The organism is Streptomyces sp. (genome assembly GCF_036524955.1).
Classification (GTDB): Bacteria; Actinomycetota; Actinomycetes; order Streptomycetales; family Streptomycetaceae; genus Actinacidiphila.
Window position 1 is genome coordinate 1 of the sequence record NZ_DATDBG010000016.1, and the last position, 23,269, is coordinate 23,269.

At 73.7% G+C, this 23,269-nt stretch carries 17 protein-coding genes; 6 read left to right on the top strand and 11 right to left on the bottom strand.

The features are described 5' to 3' along the window. Both VIW71_RS01425 and VIW71_RS01430 read left to right on the top strand, forming a co-directional pair. Positions 1-771, top strand: a 771-nt coding sequence (locus VIW71_RS01425; protein ID WP_331619954.1) for a ThiF family adenylyltransferase, incomplete at its 5' end; no start/stop codon positions are given. Positions 772-792: 21 nt separating this feature from the next. After that, positions 793-2,142: an ABC1 kinase family protein gene (locus VIW71_RS01430; RefSeq protein WP_331619955.1), complete on the top strand. Its 1,350-nt coding sequence runs from the start codon at positions 793-795 to the stop codon at positions 2,140-2,142. Positions 2,143-2,154: 12 nt separating this feature from the next. Here VIW71_RS01430 and VIW71_RS01435 read toward each other — a convergent pair whose 3' ends face one another. The 5 genes from VIW71_RS01435 to VIW71_RS01455 form a co-directional block, all read right to left on the bottom strand. Next, positions 2,155-2,349 (bottom strand): hypothetical protein, encoded by a 195-nt coding sequence (locus VIW71_RS01435; protein ID WP_331619956.1) that lies wholly within the window; start codon positions 2,347-2,349, stop codon positions 2,155-2,157. A 133-nt stretch (positions 2,350-2,482) separates the two neighbouring features. Then, positions 2,483-2,803, bottom strand: a complete 321-nt coding sequence (locus VIW71_RS01440; RefSeq protein WP_331619957.1) for a hypothetical protein — start codon at positions 2,801-2,803, stop codon at positions 2,483-2,485. Then, positions 2,800-3,171, bottom strand: coding sequence for a WhiB family transcriptional regulator (locus tag VIW71_RS01445; RefSeq protein ID WP_331619958.1), 372 nt, complete (start codon positions 3,169-3,171; stop codon positions 2,800-2,802). Before VIW71_RS01445 ends, VIW71_RS01440 begins: the two co-directional genes overlap by 4 nt. Positions 3,172-3,307: 136 nt before the next feature. Continuing rightward, entirely contained in the window at positions 3,308-3,652 is a 345-nt protein-coding gene (locus tag VIW71_RS01450; protein ID WP_331619959.1) for a hypothetical protein, read from the bottom strand. A gap of 137 nt (positions 3,653-3,789) precedes the next feature. Further along, positions 3,790-6,000 (bottom strand): ATP-dependent DNA helicase UvrD2, encoded by a 2,211-nt coding sequence (locus VIW71_RS01455; RefSeq protein ID WP_331619961.1) that lies wholly within the window; start codon positions 5,998-6,000, stop codon positions 3,790-3,792. A 302-nt stretch (positions 6,001-6,302) separates the two neighbouring features. Here VIW71_RS01455 and VIW71_RS01460 point away from each other — a divergent pair, with 302 nt between their 5' ends. Continuing rightward, positions 6,303-6,542 carry a mycoredoxin gene (locus tag VIW71_RS01460; RefSeq protein WP_331619962.1) on the top strand — a complete coding sequence of 80 codons (240 nt, stop codon included), beginning with the start codon at positions 6,303-6,305 and terminating at the stop codon, positions 6,540-6,542. A 56-nt stretch (positions 6,543-6,598) separates the two neighbouring features. Here the strand turns inward: VIW71_RS01460 and nudC are convergent, their stop codons facing one another. The 5 genes from nudC to VIW71_RS01490 all read right to left on the bottom strand — a co-directional run bounded on the left by nudC (position 6,599) and on the right by VIW71_RS01490 (position 16,642). Then, a complete protein-coding gene (nudC, locus tag VIW71_RS01465; RefSeq protein WP_331619964.1) occupies positions 6,599-7,540 on the bottom strand; it encodes an NAD(+) diphosphatase in 942 nt (313 codons plus the stop codon). Between the two features lie 419 nt (positions 7,541-7,959). Then, a complete protein-coding gene (locus tag VIW71_RS01475; protein ID WP_331619966.1) occupies positions 7,960-11,262 on the bottom strand; it encodes an ATP-dependent DNA helicase in 3,303 nt (1,100 codons plus the stop codon). A 163-nt stretch (positions 11,263-11,425) separates the two neighbouring features. Further along, positions 11,426-12,196 carry a hypothetical protein gene (locus tag VIW71_RS01480; RefSeq protein WP_331619967.1) on the bottom strand — a complete coding sequence of 257 codons (771 nt, stop codon included), beginning with the start codon at positions 12,194-12,196 and terminating at the stop codon, positions 11,426-11,428. Between the two features lie 181 nt (positions 12,197-12,377). Beyond that, complete coding sequence (locus VIW71_RS01485; RefSeq protein WP_331619968.1) at positions 12,378-15,842, bottom strand: ATP-dependent helicase; 3,465 nt, start codon at positions 15,840-15,842, stop codon at positions 12,378-12,380. Between the two features lie 380 nt (positions 15,843-16,222). After that, entirely contained in the window at positions 16,223-16,642 is a 420-nt protein-coding gene (locus tag VIW71_RS01490; protein ID WP_331619975.1) for an MGMT family protein, read from the bottom strand. An 80-nt stretch (positions 16,643-16,722) separates the two neighbouring features. On the opposite strand from VIW71_RS01490, the gene VIW71_RS01495 reads away from it, so the two are divergent. From VIW71_RS01495 to VIW71_RS01505, 3 genes are all read left to right on the top strand, one after another. Next, positions 16,723-19,638 carry a lysylphosphatidylglycerol synthase domain-containing protein gene (locus tag VIW71_RS01495; RefSeq protein ID WP_331619969.1) on the top strand — a complete coding sequence of 972 codons (2,916 nt, stop codon included), beginning with the start codon at positions 16,723-16,725 and terminating at the stop codon, positions 19,636-19,638. A 464-nt stretch (positions 19,639-20,102) separates the two neighbouring features. Next, on the top strand, positions 20,103-20,783 hold the full coding sequence (locus VIW71_RS01500) for a hypothetical protein (protein ID WP_331619971.1): 681 nt from the start codon (positions 20,103-20,105) through the stop codon (positions 20,781-20,783). Further along, positions 20,780-21,847, top strand: a complete 1,068-nt coding sequence (locus VIW71_RS01505; protein WP_331619972.1) for a hypothetical protein — start codon at positions 20,780-20,782, stop codon at positions 21,845-21,847. The genes VIW71_RS01500 and VIW71_RS01505 overlap by 4 nt, the downstream gene beginning before the upstream one ends. Before the next feature lie 70 nt (positions 21,848-21,917). Here the strand turns inward: VIW71_RS01505 and moeZ are convergent, their stop codons facing one another. Further along, positions 21,918-23,096, bottom strand: coding sequence for an adenylyltransferase/sulfurtransferase MoeZ (gene moeZ, locus VIW71_RS01510; protein WP_331619974.1), 1,179 nt, complete (start codon positions 23,094-23,096; stop codon positions 21,918-21,920). Positions 23,097-23,269 lie beyond the last annotated feature (173 nt).

Here is a 23,269-nt window from a genome sequence, read left to right on the forward strand (position 1 = left end):
GCCGCGCTCGCCGCGGTGCTGTCTGCGGCAGGCGTCGGCTCGGTCGATCTGGTGGACGGCGGGCGGGTCGAGCCGTGGGACGTGGCGCCGGGCGGCATCCCGGCCGAGCACATCGGTGACCGGCGGGACGCGGCGGGACGGGGCGCGGTGCGCAGGGCGGCGCCGGGCCCGCGACAGGTGCCGCGGAGCATCGCCCACGGGGAGACCCGGGCGACGGCGGATCGGCGGGCGGCGGGCGGCGGGGCGGCCGTGACGGTGCTCGCGCCCCGGGACGGGCTCGGCGCGTACGCGCCCGACGAGGCCGAGGCCCGGCGGCTGGTCGCGGCAGGGGTGCCGCACCTCTACACCGGCGTGCTGGAGGGCACGGGCGTGGTGGGCCCGCTGGTACTGCCCGGGCGGACGGCGTGCGGGGAGTGCGTGGGCCTGCGGCTGGCCGACGGCGACCCGGCGTGGCCGCGGATGCTGGCGCAGCTCCGGTCCGGGCGGCGGACCGCGGTTCCGGCCTGCGACATCGCACTGGCCACCACGGTCGCCGGGCTGGCGGCGGCCCATGTGCTGGCCCACCTGGACGGCCGGGTGCCACCGAGCCTCGGGGCGCGGGCGGAGCTGTCGCTCGGCCTGCTGTCCACCCGGGTGCGGGCGCTGCCGGGGGACGGGCGGTGCGGCTGCGGTGCGGGGTCCGCCCCGGACGAGGACAAACCGTCACGGCGGGCGCCAACTGACGGTCCCTTCGACCGCACCGCAGTGAGGAGGGGCACAATGGCCATGTGACCGACGGGAAATGAGGGGCGCATGTCTGATCTTCCGCGCAAGGCTGTGACCCGCACCGCGAAGCTGGCGGCACTCCCGCTGGGGTTCGCCGGACGGGCCACGCTCGGGCTCGGCAAGCGCCTGGGCGGCAGGCCCGCCGACGAGGTCGCCTCGGAGTTGCAGGAGCGCACCGCGGAGCAGCTCTTCAAGGTGCTCGGGGAGCTCAAGGGCGGCGCGATGAAGTTCGGGCAGGCCCTGTCGGTCTTCGAGTCGGCCCTGCCGGAGGATGTCGCGGGCCCCTACCGGGCGGCGCTCACCAAACTCCAGGAGGCCGCCCCGCCGATGCCGGCCCGCACCGTCCACCGGGTGCTGGCCGAGCGGCTGGGCCAGGACTGGCGGTCGCTGTTCGAGCGGTTCGAGGACACTCCTGCCGCGGCGGCGTCCATCGGGCAGGTGCACCGGGCGGTGTGGCGGGACGGGCGCAAGGTGGCGGTGAAGGTCCAGTATCCGGGGGCGGGGGCGGCGCTGCTGTCGGACCTGTCCCAACTGGGGCGGGTGGCACGGCTGTTCGGGCCGCTCGTTCCTGGGATGGACGTCAAGCCGCTGCTGGCCGAGCTGCGCGAGCGGATCGCGGAGGAGCTGGACTACGGCCTGGAGGCCAAGACCCAGCAGGCCCACGCCGAGGAGTTCGCCGGGGACCCGGACATCGAGGTGCCCGGTGTGGTGCACCAGGCGGACCAGGTGCTGGTCACCGAGTGGATGGACGGGGTGCCGCTGTCGGAGGTGATCTCCGGGGGCAGCCAGGAGATGCGGGACCGGGCCGGGCAGTTGCTGGCGCACTTCCTGTTCGCCGGACCCGCCCGCACCGGGCTGCTGCACGCCGACCCGCACCCGGGGAACTTCCGGCTGCTCATGGACGACGGCCCCGCCGAGGGCTGGCGGCTGGGCGTGCTCGACTTCGGCACCGTGGACCGGCTCCCCGACGGGCTGCCGCTGCCGATCGGCACCGCACTGCGGCTGGCGCTGGCCGGTGAGGCGGAGCAGGTCTACGCCATGCTGCGGACCGAGGGCTTCGTCAAGCCGACCATCACTCTCGACGCGGACGCGGTGCTGGACTACCTGCGCCCGATCATCGAGCCGGCCGGGCGCGAGGAGTTCGTCTTCGACCGGACGTGGATGCGTACGCAGGCGGCCCGGGTCGCCGATCCGCGCTCTCCCGCCCACCAGTTGGGCAAGCAGCTCAACCTGCCGCCCGCGTATCTGCTGATCCACCGCGTGACGCTGAGCACTGTCGGGGTGCTGTGCCAACTGGGCGCGACGGTGCGGCTGCGCGACGAACTGTGGGAGTGGCTGCCCGGTTTCGACCCGGCGAAGGCGGCGGAGTCGGCGTAGTCGCCCGGGCGGTCACCACAGGCCGGAGTCCAGCCGTCCCTCGATGCTGCGCAGGTGGCGCCGCGCGCAGGCGACGCAGAAGTAGACGCGGCGGCCGTTCTCGACCGAGCAGGTCCACGTCAGCGGCAGACCGTCGTGGGTGGTCCCGCATCGGGCGCACGTGGTCGTTGTCCGGTGAGCCGTGGTCTGAGAGGTCTTCTGATCCACTGGTTGACGATACCTCCGCGCATACCGCGTTCGCCGCCGTAACGCACCGCGGGACCGGCCCGTGGGGACCGGTCCCGGAGGATCGTCGCTGGTCAGTGATGCCGGGTGCTCATCTGGCCAGGCCGCTGGGCTATTACTGCATCACGGCCATGGCCAGCGCGCGGCGGGCGCGCAGCGAGGCCCGCTCCGCGCGGCGCTGCAGCCGGCGGGCGGCGAGCAGGCGGACCGACCTTCGTTCCTGTTCGGCTTCGGCCAGGCGCTGCTGCATATGCGCACGCGCCAGGGCTTCTGGCATGAGTTGCATTTCGAGATTCCTGTTCTGGTGCGACGCGAGGGCGTCGGAGGTACGCGCGGGCAGTTCGCTGAGGGTGGGCGTCATCGGGGCCTGATTCTTGGGGTCGTGCGTCAGTGGGCGGTCGATCGTGCCGGGTGTCCTGGTCTTCCTGATGTTCATGCCACGACAGCGTTCTTGCGCGGGCGGCCACGGGGCCGCTTGCGGGGCACCACGACGCCCTGGATGAACAGCTCGCCGCCCCAGACGCCCCAGGGCTCGCGGCGATCCTTGGCACCGGCCAGGCAGGCCTCGCGGACCGGGCAGGTCTGGCAGAGGGACTTGGCGTACTCGACATCGGCCGGGGACTCCGCGAAGAAGACCTCGGGGTCGTAGGTCCGGCACGGGACGGGCACGCCGAGTCGCTCGATCTCGTCGTCGAGCTCGGTAAGGGGCAGCAAGGTGGTCTCCGGGGGATCTGCGGGCGGGTCTGCGGGAGGGCGGCTGAGGTCGGCCGTGGGTCCGGACTGTTCGTGCGGGGCGGTGTGCACGGTGGTTCGTTCCTCGTCTGTTCGGTCCGGCCTGGTGAGGCCGGTCTCTTCGGTTGTGGCGCTCTGGAGAAAACAGAAGGGCCGCGGATCCCGGTCTGGGATTCCGCGGCCCTGAAGGTGCCGACCTGATGCCGTATCAGGCTGGATCACTCCAGGGTTCGAGCCCGCGGAAGGCCCACTTGCTGCCGTGCTGCTGCGTCTTCTGCTGTTCGTTCGCGTAACCATTGCCAGTGGCGGCGAAAGCGCTTTTGACGATGCCGGTACCGGCGCCGTTGGTCGCGGCCGCGAAGCCGAAGGCGGCCTGCGCCTTGGCGATCGCCGCTACCGCGGGCGCCTGGGTCGGTCGCTCGCTGCGCTCCCGGATCGGCAGAACCAGGAGGGCGGCAGAGGACAGACCGGTGCCAGGCAGCGAGATGCCGAGCGAACGGGCGGCGACGACCGAACGATCGGTCATTGCGGTGGTGGTCATCAGGCTGATCATTGGGCTCGCCTCCTCTCGGCGTCTCGTAAGGGCATTGGACTGGACTTGCGTAGTACATCACGTCCGGGTGGGCTCTCGGAAGAGTTGTTCCCGGCCGTGCTCAGGAAGGCTATGGGGACTCCAGCGGGTCGCGCAAACTATTTTTCGGCTTCTTCTTCGGAAGGTTTCTTGGCCTCTCGCGGGGCCCCGCGCAGGCTGTCCGGTTCCTCCCCCGCGCACAGCGCCAGCACGTCCGCGCCGAACGTGTCGAGCTTGCGCGCGCCGACGCCGGCGATCGACGACAACTCGGCCTCGCCCTCCGGCCTGACCTCGGCGATGGCCAGCAGCGTCTTGTCGGTGAACACACAGTAGGCGGGCTGTCCGAGGGCCTTGGCCTGTTCCGTGCGCCAGGCACGCAACCGCTCGTAGAGCCCCTCGTCCAGGTCCGAGGGACAGTCCTCGCAGCGCATCAGCTTGATCTCGCCCGCGTCGGACAGGGTGCGCCCGCACACCCGGCACGTCACCGGGCCGCGCCGCCGCCGTCCGCCGGAGCCGCGCTCCGCACCGCCGGTGCCGCCGGTGCCCGCTCCCCGCCCGCCGCGGGCCGTGGAGCCGGGCCGCAGCCCGTCCAGGAAGCGGGACGGCCGCCGGCCGCCGCGCCCGCCCGGAGACCGGGAGAGCGCCCAGGACAGCGCCAGATGGAACCGGGCCCGGGTGACCCCCACGTACAGCAGCCGCCGCTCCTCCTCGATCTGCTCGTCGGTCTTGGCGTACGTGATCGGCAGCGTGCCCTCGGTGAGGCCGACCAGGAAGACCGCGTCCCACTCCAGTCCCTTGGCCGCGTGCAGCGAGGCGAGCGTGACGCCCTCGACGGTCGGGGCGTGCTGGGCGTTCGCCCGCTCGTCCAGCTCCGTCACGAAGTCGCCGAGGGTCGCGCCGGGCCGGGCCGCGGTGAAGTCCTCCGAGAGCCGCACCAGCGCCGCCAGCGACTCCCAGCGGTCCCGCACCGCGCCCGACCCCGCAGGCGGTTCGGAGGCCCAGCCGCGTGAGCTGAGCACCGCCCGCACCTGCTGCGGGACGGTCGCCTCCGCCTCGTCGGGGTCGGCGGAGGCCCGGGCCGCGCCGCGCAGCAGCAGTCCCGCCTCGCGCACCTCGGGCCGCTCGAAGAACCGCTCGGCGCCCCGCAGCTGGTAGGGCACGCCGGCGTCGGCGAGCGCCTGCTCGTACACCTCCGACTGGGCGTTGATGCGGTAGAGGACGGCGATCTGGCTCGGGCGGACCCCGGAGGCGACCAGGTCCCGGATCCGGTGGGCGGCGCCCTCGGCCTCGGCGGGCTCGTCGGCGTACTCCGTGAAGGACGGCTCGGGGCCGGGCTCGCGCTGGGAGACGAGTTCGAGCCGGTGGGCGGCGGCCTGGCCGCGGGCCTGTGCGAGCAGCCCGTTGGCGAGACCGACGACCTGCGGGGTGGAGCGGTAGTCCCGGACCAGCTTGACGACCGTGGCGTCGGGGTGCCGGGTGCGGAAGCCCAGCAGGAAGTCGGGGGTGGCGCCGGTGAAGGAGTAGATGGTCTGGGAGGCGTCGCCGACCACGCAGAGGTTGTCCCGGCCGCCGAGCCACAGTTCGAGCAGCCGCTGCTGGAGCGGGCTGACGTCCTGGTACTCGTCCACCACGAAGTGCTGGTACTGCGAGCGCACGGTGTCCGCCACGTCCGGCCGGTCCTGGAGCACTCCGACGGTCAGCAGCAGCACATCCTCGAAGTCGATCACCCCGCGGTCCCGTTTGAGCTGCTCGTACGTGGTGTAGATGCGCGCCACCTCGGCCGGGTCGCGCGGCACGTCCCGCCCGGTCTTCGCGGCGGCGGCCGGGTAGTCCTCGGGCACGGTCTGGGTGACCTTGCACCACTCGATCTCGCCGGTGACGTCCCGCAGTTCGTTGCGGTCCAGCCGGATACGGCAGCGCGCGCCCGCCTCCGCGACCAGCTGGACCTTGCGCTCCAGCAGCCGCGGCATCTCGCCGCCGATGGCCCGCGGCCAGAAGTACTGGAGCTGGCGCAGCGCCGCGGCGTGGAAGGTCCGCGCCTGCACCCCGCCCGCGCCGAGCTCCCGCAGTCGGCCGCGCATCTCGCCCGCCGCCCGGGCGGTGAAGGTGACCGCGAGCACGCTCGCGGGCTGCAGTATGCCCGCGCGCACCCCGTAGGCGATGCGGTGGGTGATCGCCCGGGTCTTGCCCGTCCCGGCACCGGCCAGCACGCACACCGGCCCGTGCAGAGCCGTGGCGACGGCGCGCTGCTCGGGGTCGAGGCCGTCGAGCACCGCGTCCGCGGAGTCGGGCACCGCGGGAAAGAGCGAGTCGTGGGTTGTCGCAGTCACCCCGCCACTGTGCCAGGTTCGGCGGACACACCGGGAAAGTTGTCCACAGCCCGCCCCGGCCCACGGGTCGGCGGCACGCCGGAGAACGGGCAGCGCCCGCCCCGGAGCCCGGGCCGTGCCCACCCCCGCCCCGCCCCGTCAGGGAAGCCGTCACCCCCACCCCCGAAGCCCCACCCGGACCCCGCCCCGGAAAGCCCGCCGCCCCCGCTCTCGGAATGCCCGCGCCGCACCGCGCGTTCACTCATCGCCACCCCTCCCCCGGCCCGCGGCGGAGGACACCTTGCGACGAGGAGCGAACACCGATGTCCACCGTGACGATGTACAGCACCACCTGGTGCGGCTACTGCCGCCGGCTGAAGACGCAGCTTGACCGGGAGGGCATCGCGTACACCGAGATCAACATCGAGGAGGACGCGGCGTCCGCGAAGTTCGTGGAGCTGGCCAACGGCGGCAACCAGACCGTGCCCACCGTGCTGTTCGCCGACGGTTCCACCCTCACCAACCCCTCCGTCGCGCAGGTCAAGCAGAAGATCGCCGCCTGACCCGCACGGGCCGGGGAACGCCGGGCCGTGCGGCCCGGCGCCCCCGCCGACCCCGCTCAGCGCCCCGGGCCACCCTGCCTCGGCAGCGGCTTGCCGTACCACAGTTCGATGAGCCGGGCCGCGATCGAGATGCCGAACGGAGGCAGCACCTCCCCGGACTCGAACGCGGCCCGCAGCTCTTCGCGGGAGAACCAGCGCGCCTCGTGGATCTCCTCCCCGTCCACGTTGATCTCCGCCGAGACCGCCCGGGCCATGAAGCCGAGCATCAGGCTGGACGGGAACGGCCACGGCTGGCTGGCCACGTACTCCACCTCGCCGACGGTGACGCCCGCCTCTTCGAACACCTCGCGCCGTACCGACTGCTCGATCGACTCGCCGGGCTCGACGAACCCCGCCAGCGTGGAGAAGCGGCCCTCGGGCCAGTGCACCTGGCGGCCGAGCAGCGCGCGGTCCTCCTCGTCGGTGACGAGCATGATCACCGCGGGGTCGGTGCGCGGGTAGTGCTCGGCGCCGCAGGCCGGGCAACGGCGGATGTGGCCGGCCGCGGCGATCACCGTGCGCTCGCCGCAGCGGGAGCAGAAACGGTGCAGCCGCTGCCAGTTCTCCAGCGCCACCGCGTGCACCATCAGCCCGGCTTCCAGCGGCGACAGCAGCCCCCCGACCTCCCGCAGCCCGGCCGGGCGCGCGACGGCGTCCATCCGCCCCGGCAGGGCGTCCTTCTGCAGCGCGAAGTACCGTACGCCGTCCGGGTCGATGCCCAGGAAGTAGCGGTGCGTCTCGGTTTCGGGGGCGTCGAAGGCCGGCGTCATCACCAGTTCGGTGCCGCCGTCGGCGGTGTCCTCGACCAGCACCTGGCCGCCGGACACCACGAACACCCGGGTCGTCGGGTGACTCCAGGCGGCGGCCAGCCATGCCTCGTCCAGTCGGTGGTGTGCGGCTCGGTCCACACCCTCGTACGTGAGGGCCAGCGGCTGCGTCGTCGCGTCGAGTCCGGTCACGCTGCTTCCTTACTTCCCCGTCGTCCGTTGCCGTGCCGCTCGCGGCCGGGGCACGGCGTGCCAGTCCCCGGCGAGCTCTCCCCTTGGGCCGACCGTCTCCGCACCTCGCGGAGCGGATGGAGCTCCACCTTCTCGTTCACCGAATGCCAACCGCCGGACGGCACGGAAATTCCCAGGAACAGCAGGTGGACTCGGAGGACGTCCGCCAGTGCGGCGGCCGGCCGACCCGTACCCGCTCCGGCGTGGAGTGGCCGGCGGCCAGGAAAAGGGTGCGGTGGGCTTGGACGAAGGTCTGGACGGACGTCCGCGGGTGCGGCCGGATGTGCGTCTGGACGGAAATGTCCGGGGCGGAGCTCATGGCGTGCAGCCTACGGGGCACTGCGGGGTGTACGGGAGGCGGGTGGGCGCGCTGTGCGTCCTCACGCCAGCAGCCTTTCCAGGTCGTCCCGTGTCAGCAGCCCCTCCGGGCGGACCACCGTCCCCGTACGGACGTGCAGGAATGCCGCCGTGACCCGCTCCGGCGCCACCCCCTGCTGTTCCGCCCACGCGAGGCGGTAGACCGACAGTTGCAGGGGGTCGGCGCGGTGCGGGGAGTGGCCGGTCTTCCAGTCGAGGATGTCGTACGTGCCGGCGTCGGCGTCGCGGTACACGGCGTCGATGCGGCCGCGGATGACACGGCCGGCCAGGGTGAGCTGGAACGGGGCCTCGACGCGGTACGGGGGCCAGTCCGCGTACGGGGTGCGCAGGAAGGCGTCCTTGAGGGCGGTGAGGTCGGCCTCGTCCGCGATGGTGTCGTCCGCCTCGATGCCCGGAAGGTCCTCGGGGGCGAACAAAGGCCGGGCGTCGAGCCGGGACTCCACCCACGCGTGGAACCGGGTGCCGCGCCGGGCGGCCGGGGCCGGCCGCCGGGGCAGCGGCCGGGCCAGGTCACGGGCGAGGCCGTCCGGGTCCGTGGCCAGCCGCACGAGCTGGCTCGCGGTGAGGTGAACGGGCAGCGGCACGTCCCGTACGGTCGCCCGCGCGCGCCGCAACTCCCCGGCGAGCGCGTCGAGGTCGCGGTCCCAGGAAGCGACCAGCCGCGCCTCCTCGGGGACGAGCCGCTGCGCGGGCAGCAGCCCGTGACCGGGGGTTTCCCCCTCCCCGCCGTCCGCCTCCCCACCGTCCGCCGCGGCTTCCGCCGCCACAAGGCCCAGCACCGTCTTCGCCGCCTGCCGCCGCCGTTCCAGCGCCGCCGGGTTCAGCGGCAGCGGCCACGGAGGGTCGGCGACGGCCTCCAGCGAGGGGTTCGCCGCGTCCTGTTCCGGCGGCTCGGCCCAGTGCTCGATCTCGCCGTGGCCCGCCTCGCAGTGCTCGCGCAGGGCGTCCAGGAAGGCGGAGGGGCCGAACGGGGACTTCTGGGTGGGCCCCCACCAGAACCCCGAGCCGAGCAGCAGGGAACGCGGCCGGGTGAAGGTGACGTAGCCGAGGCGGAGTTCCTCGACGCGCTGGTGTTCCTTCATCGCGTCGCGGAAGCCGTCGAGGCCGGCCCGGGTCCATTCGGCGACGTCGGGGAGGGTGCCGGCGTCGCCGCGCAGGCCGTGCGGGAGGACCTTGGCGTTGGCGGGCCACAGTTCACGGCCGCGCTGGCTGGGGAAGCCCTTGGCGACCAGGCCGGGGACGGCGACCACGTCCCATTCCAGGCCCTTGGACTTGTGGGCGGTGAGTACCTTGACCGTGTTCTCGCCACCGGGCAGCGAGCTGTCCAGGCCCTTCTCGTACTGGGCGGCGGTACGCAGGAAGCCCAGGAAGGCCAGCAGTGTGGCCTCGCCGTCGAGGGCGGCGAAACCGGCCGCGACGTCGAGGAACGCGTGCAGGGTCTCGCGGCGGCGGGCGGCCAGGGCGTGCGGGGAGGCGGCGAGTTCGACTTCGAGGCCGGTGACGGCGAGGACCCGGTGCAGCACGTCCATCAGCGGGTCGGCGAGCGCGCGCCGCAGGTCCCGGATCTCCGCGGCCAGCCGGGCGAACCGGACCCGGGCCGCGGGCGAGAAGGGCAGCTCGTCGCCGTCTCCGGGAATCACATGCGTGGCGTCGAGGAAGGTCTCCAGCGCGTCGGCGAGCGAGACCACCTCGGCGGGGTCGACGCCCTCGACGGCCGCCGTGAGCGGGTCCGCACCGTCCGGCGCGCCGTGGCGTACGAGTCCGCGGGCGCGGCGGCCGAGCAGGGCCAGGTCGCGGGGGCCGATCCGCCAGCGGGGGCCGGTGAGCAGGCGGACCAGGGCGGCGTTGGCGGTGGGGTCGTGCAGCACCTCGCAGGTGGCGACGAGGTCGGCGACCTCGGGCAGGTGCAGCAGCCCGGACAGGCCGACCACCTCGACGGGCACGTCGCGGGCGACCAGTGCCGCGTGGATGTCCGCGAAGTGCGTGGCGGTCCGGCACAGGACGGCGATCTCGCCGGGCGGGGTGCCGGTGCGCACCAGGTGGGCGATCGAGTCGGCGAGCCAGGCGATCTCCTGGTGCTGGGTGGGCAGCAGCGCGCAGCGCACCAGGCCGTCGCGTTCGGCGCCGGGCGCGGGGCGCAGCGCCTCGACGCCTTCGTGGCGGGCCCGCAGCTCGGCGGCGAGGGTGTTGGCGAGGTCCAGCAGCCGCCCGCCGGACCTGCGGTTCTCGCTCAGCGCGTACCGGTCTGCGGGCCGCCCGTCGGCGTACGGGAAGTGCCGGGGGAAGTCGTCCAGGTTGGCCACCGACGCGCCGCGCCAGCCGTAGATCGCCTGGCAGGGGTCGCCGACAGCGGTCACGGGATGCCCGCTGCCACCGCCGAACAGTCCGGCGAGCAGCAGCCGCTGCGCCACCGAGGTGTCCTGGTACTCGTCCAGCAGCACCACCCGGTACTGGTCGCGCAGGATCGCGCCGACCTCCGGCCGGCTCTGCGCGAGCGTCGCGGACAGCGCGATCTGGTCGCCGAAGTCCAGCAGGTCACGGCGGCTTTTCTCGTCCCGGTAGGCGGCGGCCAGTTCGGCGAGTTCGCGCCGGGCCGCGACGGTCTGCCGTACGTCCTTCACCCATGCGAAGCCACGCCGCGCCGGGTCCAGGGCTGCCAGCTCCTCGGCGAGCCCGCTGTCGTACACCCGCAGGCGCTCGGCCGGTACGAGGTGTTCGGCGAGTTCGCCGGAGAGCGCCAGAAGGTCGCCGACGAGGGTGGGCAGGCCCTTGGTGAGGGCGGGATACGGGCCGGGTGCGGCCCGCAGCACCTTGGCGGCGAGCTGGTACCGGGTGGCGTCGGCGAGCAGGCGCGCGGAGGGCTCCAGGCCGATCCGCATGCCGTGCTCCTTGAGCAGCTGCCCGGCGAAGGCGTGGTACGTGGAGATCTGCGGGTCGCCGGGCGGGTGCGCGGCCCCCGCGGGGTCGGCGGCTCCTACGGCACCGGGCCCGGCGTCCGTGCCCGGCGCCTCCCACGGGCCGGCCCCGGTGATCCCGGCCCGCGCCAGCGCGGCGCGTACCCGTTCGGACAGCTCCCCGGCCGCCTTGTTGGTGAAGGTCAGGCCCAGCACCTGGTCCGGCGCCACCTGACCGGTGCCGACCAGCCACACCACCCGGGCGGCCATCACCGTCGTCTTGCCGGAGCCCGCGCCCGCCACGATCACGCCCGGCGCGAGCGGCGCGGCGACGCACGCCAGCTGCTCGGGGGTGAACGGAATACCCAGCAGCTCCTTGAGCTGCTGGGGCCGGGTGATGCGGGCTGCCACCCAGTGAGGCTATCCGGCCGCGCCGACACCCGTCGGCGCGGCCAGGTTGCCGCGTCGGCCGGTCTTCCTGCTCGCTCCCTGCGCGGGTGGCCTCGTTCCTCGGCCGCCCACTGCGGGAGCTCGGGCGTCAGCCCTCCAAGCGGGGTTTCCGGGACCCGGGGCCTCAGCCGCCGAGCGCGCTCGCGTCGACCGTCTGGGAGGCGGGCGGGGCGACCGCGTTGAGCGGCTTGTCGAAGTCGGTGAAGACGGCGCTGCCCGGGTCGCTCCCGGTGTGCACGGCCTTCAGGATGTACGGCTCACCCTCCGCCGCCACGTACACCGTCGTCGTGCCGCCGTCGTCCGGGCTGCTGATCGGCACGGTGGTCCGGCCGGCCACCACCGTGGGGGCGCCCTTGACGGGGGTGCCGCTGCCGCTCTCGGTGAAGCCGGCCATGAAGGTGCTCAGGTCGCAGAAGGACTTGAAGTCGTCGTCCTGGCCGGACCCGGCGGGCATCTTCATCCAGCGGCCCTTGAGCAGCGCGTTGACCGCGGGCCCGCTGGCGCCGGCCTGCGCGTTCCAGAAGGCCGTGTCGCCCTTGGCGAAGGTGTCCGTGCCCACACCGATGAGTTCCAGGTTGCCGCCGCCGAGGACGATGTGGCTGACGCACTTGCCCGCGTTCGTCATCGCGGCCTTCATCCGGATCTTCTGGCCGCTGTCGGTGCCGTCGAAGTCGATGGTCACCGAGGACAGGGCCTTCATCGCGGTGACGGCCCTGTCCGATATCTGCTGGGCGGTCAGCCCCTCGAACGGCGCCTTCGGGACGGCCGTCGTGGTGGGGGCCGCCGAGGCGCTGGGCGGGGCGCCGGCCTTGTCCTCCTCGCCGTCGCCGCAGCCGCTCAGCACACCGGCCGCGGTGGCGCAGATCAGGGCGGCGGTCAGCACAGTCCGCTTCACTGCCACAGGGTTCCTCTCGTTCGTGGATCACAGGAGCATACGGATGAGCCGTGGGGCGGCTGCGCGGGGGTTGCCCCGGGGACCTCAGACGGAGAGGCCGTCCGGGTCGCCGAACGCTCCGAGGTCCACCTACCGTTCGTGCGTACGGGAGTTGGGTACCGCTCGCTACTCCACGACGTGTCTACTCCACGACGTGCCGCCCCTCCGGCCGGGCGGTGCAGGAGGCGCGGAAGGCGCACTGCGCGCAGTGCTGGCCGGACGCCGGGGTGAACCGCTCGTCCAGCACGCGGCCGGCCGCCTCGGCGAGCAGGTTCTCGGCCCACTCCCCGGTCGGCGCGTCCTGGTGCTGCACGGTGGGCAGCACGTCGCCGCCGTCGCGGCGGGAGCCGCCGAAGCGCAGGTGGACGAGTTCGGCGCCGCCGCTCGGGGGGCGCCGGCCGTCGAACAGCGGATCGACGGCGCCCTCGCGTACGGCGAGCTGGTACACGGCGAGCTGCGGGTGCCGGGCCACCTCCGCGGCGGTCGGCTTGGCCCGGCCGGTCTTGAAGTCCACGACGTACGCCTGGCCTTCGGCGTCCGTCTCGACGCGGTCCATGCTGCCGCGGATCCTCACCTGCACCTCGCCCGCCGCCAGGGTGACGTCGAAGTCGTGCTCGGTGGCCACGGCGGTACGGCCGCGCTCCATGACATGCCAGCGCAGGAAGCGTTCCAGGGCCGCGCGGGCGTTCTCCTTCTCCTGGCGGGACTTCCACGGCGCGTCGAAGGCCAGTGCGTCCCACACCGAGTCCAGCCGGGCCATCAGGACGTCCAGGTCGGCCGGCGCGCGGCCGGAGGCGACCTCGTCCGCGAGCACGTGCACCACGTTGCCGAATCCCTGGGCGGCGGTCGACGGCGGGTCCGCCTTGACCTCGCGGCCCAGGAACCACTGCAGCGAGCAGGTGTTGGCGAGCTGGTCCAGGGCACTGCCCGACAGTGTCACCGGCTGGTCACGGTCGCGCAGCGGCACCTCCGCGCATGTCGGCTCGTACAGCCCCCACCAGCGGTCGGGGTGCGCGGCGGGGATCAGCGGGTGCCCCTCGTCGCGGAGCGCGGCCATCCGCGCCAGGCGTTTCGCCGCCGCCTCCCGCAGTGCCGGGGAGGCCGCCGGGTCGACCGTGGTCGCGCGGGCCTCCGCCACCAGCGCGGCGACGGCCAGCGGGCGGCGCGGACGGTGGGTGACGTCCTGGGGCGGCACGCCGAGTTCGGTGAGGAAGCGCGAGGGCCGGTCACCGTCGTCGGCCGCGGATCTCACGGCGGTCACCAGCAGGCGCTCACGGGCGCGGGTCACGGCCACGTAGAACAGCCGCCGCTCCTCCGCGAGCAGCGCGCCGGGGGTGAGCGGCGGTGCCAGACCGTCCCGGCCGATCCGGTCCGCCTCCAGCAGGGTGCCGCGCCGCCGCAGGTCCGGCCAGACCCCCTCCTGGATCCCGGCGACCACCACGAGCCGCCACTGCGACCCCTTGGACCGGTGTGCGGTCATCAGGTGTACGGCGTCGGGCCGGACGGTACGCCCACCGAGCGTGTCGGCGGCGATGTCGAAGCCCGAAAGCTCCTCGACGAGGTTGAGGGCGCCTCGTCCCCCGGTACGCTCCTCGGCCCGCGCGGCCGTCTCGAACAGCGCGCACACGGCGTCCAGGTCCCGGTCCGCGTTGCGCCCGGCCGCCCCGCCGCGCCGTGCCGCCCGCTCCAGGCGGGTGCGCCACACCGAGCCGTGCCACAGTTCCCACAACGCGTCCTCGGCGGTGCCACCGGCCGCCAGGATTTCCCCGGCGGCCCGGAGCAGCCTTCCCAGCCGCGCCGCGCCGCGGGCATAGCTCTGGTCGTGCGCGACGAGCCGTTCCGGCTCGCCCAGCGCTTCCGCGATCAGCTCGTCCGAGGGTCGGGGCACGGCTCGGCCTGCGGCCCGCTCTTCCTCCCGCAGGGCCCGGCCCAGTCGTCGCAGGTCCGCGGCGTCCACTCCCCCGAGAGGCGAGGCGAGCAGCGTGAGGGCGTCCTCGACGGTCGGGGCGAACCCCACGCGCCTCCGCGCGGACGCACTCCCGGCTGCCCCGGAGGGAGCGGAGAGAACCCTTTCAGCGTCGGGCGGCGAGCCGTCGCCCGCAGCCGCGGGCTCAGCGGTGGGCCCGGCCGCGGACGCCGCCCCGGCGCGGCCCGAGCCGGACGCCGCAGGCGGTGATGCGGGTCCGGACCCGGCCGCGGACGCCGGCACACCGTTCTCCGCGCCTTCCGGGACGGCCCGCAGGGCGTCCTCGACGGTGCGGGCGCGGCCGGGGAGCCTCCCCGGAGAATCCGGCACCACCGACTCCGCGGCCAGGCGCAGCGCCATCAGGAGGGGCGCCACCGCGGGTTCGGCGTGGAGGGGGATGTCGCCCGGGGGGAGGTCGACCGGGACGCCGGCGGTGGTGAGGGCGCGGCGCAGCGGCGGCAGGGCGGCCGTGGCGCGGACGAGAACGGCCATGTCGCGCCAGGCGAACCCTTCTTCCAGGTGGGCGCGGCGCAGGGCGTCCGCGATGGAGTCCACCTCGGCCCCGGGTGTGGGGTACGTGCGGACGGCGACCGCGCCGCCCTCGCGCAGCGCCGTCACCGACCGGTGCGCGCGGGCCGCCGCGGCGGGGAGGCGGGGCAGTGGCATCCGGTCGGTGAGCCGGCGGGCCACGGCCAGCAGCTCCGCGCCCGCCCGGCGGGACCCGGTGAGCACCTGGATCGGGGCCGGGCGCCCGTCACGGCGCGGGAAGGCCGAGGGAAAGTCGAAAATCTGGTTCACGTCGGCGCCCCGGAAGGCGTAGATCGACTGATCGGGGTCGCCGAATGCGATGAGCGTGCGGCCCTGCCCGGCCAGCGCCCGCAGCATCCGCGCCTGTCCGGTGTCGAGGTCCTGGTACTCGTCCACGAGGACCGCGTCGTACCGGTCCGCCGCCGCCGCGGCCGGCCGTACCGCCCGCTGCACCAGCTCCGCGTAGTCGATGACGCCCTGCAGGTCCGTGACGTCCAGGTACTCCTGGAGGAAGTCGGCAGCCGCCAGCCAGTCCGGGCGCCCGGCGCGGCGGGCGAAGTCCCGCAGCGCGTCCGGTCCGAGCCCCAGCTCGCGGCTGCGGGCGAGCACCGCCCGCACCTCGTCGGCGAACCCCCGCGTGGTGAGCGCGGCCCGCAGCTCGGCGGGCCAGCGCACCCGCGTCCGGCCGTCGCGGGCCAGTTCCTGCTGCCCGGCCAGCAGCTCGCGCACCACGAGATCCTGCTCGGGCCCGGACAGCAGCCGGACCGGCTCGGCGAAGTGCTCGGGTGCCTGGCGGGCCCGCAGCAGCGCGTAGGCGAAGGAGTGGAAGGTGCCGGTCCGCGGGGCGACCGCTGCTCCGCCGAGGCGGGCCGCGATCCGGTCCCGCAGCGCAGACGCCGCCCGGCGGCCGAAGGTGAGGACGAGAATCCGCTCGGGCGGCGTCCCGGCCCGTACCCGGGCGGCCACCGCCTCCACGAGCGTGGTCGTCTTCCCGGTGCCCGGTCCGGCCAGCACCAGCAGTGGCCCCTCCCCGTGCTCAACCACGGCTCGTTGCGCGGCGTCCAGCACAGGAGGCGCGGCGGGCGCGCCCTGTGCGGGACGCGGGGTCCGCACCAGCCGGTACGCGCCCGCCTCGGTGGACGTAACCGGCGCGTCCGGCGTATCCGAAGTACCCGGCGCGCTCGTTGTACCCGGCGTACCCGGTGGAGCGGAGATGCTGGAGGGACTGGTGGAAACGGTGGGTGCGGTGGACCCGGGAGGTCCTTGGAATCCCGCCGCGCCCGGGGCGGCGGACCCGCCGGCCGCGGCGGACGCTTCGGACCCGTCGGCCGCGCCGGCCGCGGCGTCGGCAGAGGAAGAGGAAGAGGGAAAGGAAGGATGCACGTGGTCAGCCGGTTTCGTGAGGGTCCGGGAATGTACTCCGTACGGACGGCGGACGGATGGCATGACCGGCCCCCGCATGGCGGAAGCTGGATGACATGAGGTTCCGGCCGTCACCCGCCGCCGTCGTCGTCGGCGTCGCCCCCGCCGTCGTCGCCCCCGGGGCCCCCGTCGGCGTCGGGCACGCGGCCGTCCCAGCGGGCTCGGCGCAGGTCGAGCCGCGGGACGTGCCCCTCGGCTGCCCGGCCGGCCTCCCGCAGCGGCGTGCCCTCCGCCCGGTACTCGGCCAGCGCGGTCAGCTCGTGCCCGGGCAGCGGCACCCCGTCGGACCGCACCACCCGCCACCACGGGACCCCGCCGCCGTACAGCGCCATCACGCGGCCGACCTGCCGCGGGCCCCCCTCGCCGAGCCATTCCGCCACGTCGCCGTAGGTCATCACCCGCCCGGGCGGGATCAGCTCCACCATGTCCAGCACCCGTTCGGCGTACTCGCCGGGTGCCCCGGGGTCGTACTCTTCGCTCACCCGGCCCATCCTGCCCCAGCCCACCGACAACGAAGGGTTCCGGTCCCATTCGCGCATCGCTCATGCCACCATCGTCCGGGCGGTGACTGGTGATACGAGATCAAGAAGAGACGGCAGGGGAAGGCAAGGGCGCCGAGGAGGCCGCAGAGGCCGCCGGCGCTCCCGAGGCGCTGCCCGCGTCCGGCTCCCACCGCGCCCCCGAGCCCGGATCCGCCTCCGGACCCACCCCTCACCCCGACTCCGGGTCGGGACCGCCCTCCTCCGATCCCGAACCCGGGCCCACCTCCGACCCCGGCCCGGCGTCCGCTCCCGACCCCCGCCCCGCCGACCCTGACCTCGACCCCAGCACCACCCGCCCCGCCGACCCCGACTCCGGCGTCGCCCGCCACGCCGTGTCCGTCGACGAACCGCTGCTCGCCGCCCGCGTGCACCGCCCCGCCGACCTGGTCCGCTTCCTGCTCGGTCTGCTCGGCATCGCCGTCGTGCTGGCCATCGCGGGCTTCGCGCACGCGACCACCACCGGCCTGGAGACGGACATCAGCAAGGGTGCCAGCCAGGCACCCGACGCGCTCTCCTCCTTCGCGGGCCTGACCGCGAGCATCGCCGTACTGATCGTGCCGGTCGCCTTCGCCATCGAGCGGCTGGTCAAACGGGACGGCCTGCGGATCGCCGACGGCGTCCTGGCCGCCGTACTCGCGCACGGCACCGCGCTCGCCACGGACCTGTGGGTGACCGACTCCGCACCCGGTCCGATCCGCGACGCCCTCACCCACAACGCGCCGTCCGGCACCGGCCTGACCGACCCCGTGCACGGCTATCTCGCGCCGGTCATCGCCTACGTCACGGCGGTCGGCATGGCGCGCAGGCCGCGGTGGCGGGTGGCGCTGTGGTGCGTGCTGCTGCTGGACGCGTTCGCGGTGCTGGTCGGCGGCTACACGACACCGTTCTCGATCGCGCTGACCGTACTGATCGGCTGGACGGTCGGGTACGGGACGGTGTACGCGGTCGGCTCGCCGAACGTCCGCCCGACCGGGCAGCACCTGCTCGCGGGCCTGCGCCGGGTCGGGTTCGGCCCGCTGACCGCGCGCCGGGTCGAGGCGGACGGGCCGGAGACCGCGGACTCCGACCGCGGCCGGGCCTATCTGGTCACGCTGGAGGACGGGCCGCCGCTGGACGTCACGGTGGTCGACCGGGAGCAGCAGGCGCAGGGCTTCTTCTACCGGGCGTGGCGGCGGCTCGCCCTGGTCGGCGGGATCACGCAGCGCCGCAGCCTGCTCTCGCTGCGCCAGGCCCTGGAGCAGGAGGCGCTGCTGGCGTACGCGGCGATCGCCGCCGGCGCCAACGCCCCCAAGCTGATCGCCACCTCCGAGCTCGGCCCGGACGCGGTGATGCTGGTGTACGAGCACATCGGCGGGCGGCGCCTGGACGCGCTGGCCGACGAGGAGCTGACGGACGCGCTGCTGCGCGAGACCTGGACGCAGGTACGCGCCCTCCAGTCGCGGCGGATCGCCCACCGGCGGCTGGTGGGCGAGTCGCTGATGGTGGACCGGAACGGCCGGGTCTTCCTCACCGACCTGCGCGGTGGCGAGATCGCGACCGGCGACATCGTGCTGCGGATGGACATCGCGCAACTGCTGACCACACTGGCGCTGCGGGTTGGCCCGGAGCGGGCGGTGGGCTCCGCGGTGGCTGTCCTCGGGCCGGACGCGGTCGCCGCCTCGCTGCCGCTGCTCCAGCCGATCGCGCTCAGCCGGGCCACCCGCGGCGAGCTGAAGGCGCTGGCCAAGGCGCGGGCGCAGCGTGAGCGGGAGGCGGTGCTGGCCGCGTCCGACGCGGAGAAGGAGGCGCGGGAGCGCGCCCGGGTCGAGGCGGCCCGTGATCCGTCCGCGGTCACGGCCGCCGCGCTGTCGAGGACCGAGCGCACGATCTCTTCGAAGGCCGAGCGCAGGGCCGAGAACAAGGCGGAGAAGCGGGCCATAGAGGACGCCCTGGAAGAGGCCCGCGAGGAGGATCTGCTCTCCCGCATCCGCCAGCAGGTGCTGCTGATCCGCCCGCAGGCCCCGGTCGAGCCGGTCCGCCTGGAACGCATCAAGCCGCGCACCCTGATCACCGTCATCGCGGGCGCCTTCGCCGCGTACTTCCTGCTCTCCCAGCTCACCTCGGTGCCGATCGGCGACGCCGTGGCGAACGCCGACTGGCGGTGGGCGGCGATCGCGGTCCTCGGCTCCGCGGCGAGTTACGTGGCGGCGGCGTGCGCGCTGGCCGGTTTCGTGCCCGAGCGGCTGTCGCTGGTCCGTACCGTCCTGGCGCAGGTCGCCGGGTCGTTCGTGAAGCTGGTCGCGCCGGCCGCGGTCGGCGGGGTGGCGCTCAACACGCGCTACCTGCAGAAGGCGGGCGTACGGCCGGGGCTCGCGGTGGCGAGCGTCGGCGCGTCGCAACTGGTCGGCCTGGGGTCGCACGTGATGCTGCTGATGACGTTCGGCTTCATCACCGGTACTGAGAAGACGCCGTCGCTGTCGCCGTCCCGTACGGTCATGGCCGGGCTGCTCACCGCGGGCGTGCTGGTGCTGGTGGTCACCGCGGTGCCGGCCTTGCGGAAGTTCGTCTCGACCCGGGTGCGCGCGCTGTTCGCGGGCGTCGTGCCGCGCATGCTCGATGTGCTCCAGCGGCCGGCGAAGCTGATCACCGGCATCGGCGGCACCCTGATGCTGACGGTGACCTTCGTGATCTGCCTGGACGGCTGCGTACGGGCGTTCGGCGGGCACTTGAGCTACGCGGCCATCGCCGTGGTCTTCCTCGCGGGCAACGCGCTGGGCTCCGCGGCGCCCACGCCCGGCGGGGTGGGCGCGGTCGAACTGGCCCTGACCGGTGGTCTGATCGCGGCCGGCCTGCCGAAGGAGGTGGCCACGCCGGCGGTGCTCTTCTTCCGGCTGCTGACCTTCTGGCTGCCGGTACTGCCGGGGTGGCTGGCGTTCACCCAGCTGACCCGCAAGGGCGCGCTGTAGTTCCTTCCCGCGCGGCTTCCGCCCCGCGGGTGCTCCCGCGCGTTTTCCCCACCGGGTTCATGTACCGGGCCCCGCGCCAGGCGAACGGCAGCGCCCCGGCACCGGCAGCGCCGCGGCTGCCCGCCGTGGGTCCCCGTCCTCCGGCCCAAGTCCGGCACCGACGGCCGGATCCACGCGGCCACGCACGGCCGCGGGCGCTACGCGATCTCGCTGCGGCAGTCCCTCACCGCAGCTCGTGCGCACCACACCGCCGGCCCGGGGCGCCCACTCACCCCGGGCCGGCGGCCGTTCGGCACACCCGACCGTGTGACATGCCCGTGACGCAATCAGCACAGAACCGGTCTCGAACCCCGTGTGCGCCTTCGGTACGGTGGTCCCCACTGGACACGGGGACCAGGGGTGTGCGCCGGCATGCCCGATCGGGTGCGTCCCCATCGACCACCACCGATCGGGAGCCAACGACGATGCGAGCCACCAGGGTCATCGCCGCCGCCCTGGCAGCGGGCGCCGCCCTCACCCTCACGGCCTGCGGCGGCGACTCGGGCGGCTCGGACACGATCGACGGCGGTGCGCCCGGCTCCTCCCCGACGGCCACCGTGACCGTCTCGCCGTCCACCACGGCCCCGCCCACCGCCCCGCCGGTCACTGCCGACCCGCGTCTCGCGCTGCCGAACGACCTGAAACTGGTCTTCGACTGGCCGGTCCCGGCCGACCACGCCGAAGCGGCGGCGCTGGGCAACGCGGCGAACTACCTGCGCAGCATCGCGCACGGCATCGTCGCCCGGAAGGCCGACGACCCGTTGGTGGGCCAGTACGCGCAACCCGGCAGCGGCGCGATGACGTATGCCCGTACGCAGATCCAGCGCGCGGTGGACGGCGGCTGGACGCAGACCGGCACCGACCGGTACTACCGTCCGACCGTGCGGCTGGGTTCGGCGAAGAACGGCGCGACCGTCGGGTTCTGCGACTTCCAGGGCAAGGCGTACGGCAAGGACGTCAGGACGGGGAAGCTGCTGTCCACCGCCGTCACCGACAACAGCTATCTGTACTTCACCATCGTCATGGCCAGGTTCCCGACCGGTGCGGATCTGTGGCAGGCCGTGTCCGTCGACGTGAAAGCGAAGGCAACGCAATGCAAGGAGTGAACAGCGCCTCCCTGCTGCGGCGCGCGGCGCTGGGCGCCGTGGCCGCGGTACTCGTCACCGCCGCCCCGAGCTTCGCCGACGTGCCCGGCGGCAAGACGTCGGGCAGCGGCGACCGGGACGGCGGCCTGGGTGCGTCGGTCTCGATCACCTACCGGACCAGCGGGGGCAGCGGCGGCTCCACCACGCACTCGCTCGGCTCCTCCGACGTCACCTGGACCCCGCCGCCGTGCTGGATCGGGCCGATCGCCGGCCCGAAGGAGTTCAAGGCGATGGTCGAGAAGTCGGTGTCGGACACCATGAACTACCCCGGGCAGGCCAACTACGCGATGCAGGCGATGGACGAGTACCGCCGCCACTACGCCGACGGCTACACCTGGGACGGCGGCGGCGACGGCTACCAGGACTTCAACGTCGACCAGCAGGGCAAGGGCATGTTCTGGGGTCCGGTGGAGAACCCGGACTCCGACAGCCCCGACCGGTTCAACTGCAACTCCACCCTGCCGTTCTGGGTGCCCAACGGGCAGCGCCCGCCGGCCGGCACGCCCCATGTGATCACCACGGAGATGCTGGCCCGGCTCGCCTTCGCGCACACCCAGGTCCCCGGCGTGAACATCGAGATGAACCCGGCAGGCACCCAGACCGTCAACCTGTCCACCTGGGTGACGCTCCGGGAGAACTACACGCCGATCACGGTCCGCGCCTCGCTCAACGTGCCGGGCGGTGTGGCGATGTGGGCCGAGACCACCGCGACCCCCACCAGCGTCCACATCGACCCGGGCACCGCGGACGCCGACGTCCACCCGGCCTCCGGCGAATGCCCGATCGGCCCGAACGGCCGGGTGGGCGCGCCGTACCACGCGGGCGCGACCGGCAACCCGCCGTGCGGTGTCACCTACCGGCGCGCCACGCGCGGCGGCGGCGCGTACGACCTCAACGTGACCGCGACCTGGAAGGTCAGCTGGCAAGGCTCGGACGGCGCCGCCGACGCACCGCCGTTGCCGAACGGTGTGATCACGCAGAACCGGCCGGTGGCGGTGCAGGAGATCCAGACGGTCAACCGCTGAGCGTCCCACGGACAAGGGGAGGGGCCGGCGCCACAAGCGCCGGCCCCTCCCCTTGTCACACGCGTGGCCGTCAGTAGACCGGCTTCTCCGGTTCCACCGTGTTGACCCAGCCGATGACGCCGCCGCCGACGTGGACCGCGTCGGCGAAGCCCGCGGACTTCAGCACGGCGAGGACCTCGGCACTGCGGACGCCGGTCTTGCAGTGCAGGACGATCCGCTTGTCCTGCGGGAGCGAGGACAGGGCGTTGCCCATGATGAACTCGTTCTTCGGGATGAGCGTGGCGCCCGGGATGGAGACGATCTCGTACTCGTTGGGCTCGCGGACGTCGATGAGCTCGATCTTCTCGCCGTCGTCGATCCACTCCTTGAGCTGCTTGGGAGTGATCGTGGAGCCGAGCGCGGCCTCCTGGGCCTCCTCGGAGACGACGCCGCAGAAGGCCTCGTAGTCGATGAGCTCGGTGACCGTGGGGTGGTCGCTGCAGACCGCGCAGTCCGGGTCCTTGCGCACCTTGACCTGGCGGTACTGCATCTCCAGGGCGTCGTAGATCATCAGTCGGCCGACCAGCGGCTCGCCGACGCCGGCCAGCACCTTGATCGCCTCGGTGACCTGGATGGAGCCGATCGAGGCGCACAGCACACCGAGGACGCCGCCCTCGGCGCAGGACGGAACCATGCCGGGCGGCGGGGGCTCCGGGTACAGGCAGCGGTAGCAGGGCCCGTACTCGGACCAGAAGACGGAGGCCTGCCCGTCGAAGCGGTAGATGGAGCCCCACACGTACGGCTTGTTCAGCAGCACGCACGCGTCGTTGACCAGGTAGCGCGTGGCGAAGTTGTCCGTGCCGTCCACGATGAGGTCGTACTGCGCGAAGATCTCCATCACGTTGTCGGCTTCGAGCCGCTCTTCGTGCAGGACCACGTTGACGTACGGGTTGATGCCCTTGACGGAGTCGCGGGCGGATTCGGCCTTGGACCGGCCGATGTCGGCCTGGCTGTGGATGATCTGGCGCTGCAGGTTCGACTCGTCCACCTCGTCGAACTCCACGATGCCGAGCGTGCCGACGCCCGCCGCGGCCAGGTACATCAGGGCCGGCGAGCCCAGACCGCCGGCGCCGACACACAGCACCTTGGCGTTCTTCAGCCGCTTCTGCCCGTCCATGCCCACATCGGGGATGATCAGGTGACGCGAGTACCTGCGGACCTCGTCAACGGTGAGCTCGGCGGCCGGCTCGACCAGGGGTGGCAGCGACACAGAGACCTCAGCAATACAGTTGGTCGGTCATCAGACAGGACGGGTGCGGGCGCGTGCCCGCGACCGCACTCCTCTGCAACACTGCCACGCTGGCCTTCATTCCAAGACACCTGGTCCGAGGACCGAGACACTTTCGGGTCACATGCTGGGCGGTGACGCCGTACACACCTTTC

Coding starts and splice junctions, on each gene's coding strand:
- VIW71_RS01490 (WP_331619975.1), bottom strand. CDS start 16,642: ATGGGCCGGGTGAGCGAAGAGTACGACCCCGGGGCACCCGGCGAGTAC.
- VIW71_RS01430 (WP_331619955.1), top strand. CDS start 793: ATGTCTGATCTTCCGCGCAAGGCTGTGACCCGCACCGCGAAGCTGGCG.
- VIW71_RS01450 (WP_331619959.1), bottom strand. CDS start 3,652: ATGATCAGCCTGATGACCACCACCGCAATGACCGATCGTTCGGTCGTC.
- VIW71_RS01440 (WP_331619957.1), bottom strand. CDS start 2,803: ATGAACATCAGGAAGACCAGGACACCCGGCACGATCGACCGCCCACTG.
- VIW71_RS01460 (WP_331619962.1), top strand. CDS start 6,303: ATGTCCACCGTGACGATGTACAGCACCACCTGGTGCGGCTACTGCCGC.
- VIW71_RS01500 (WP_331619971.1), top strand. CDS start 20,103: ATGCGAGCCACCAGGGTCATCGCCGCCGCCCTGGCAGCGGGCGCCGCC.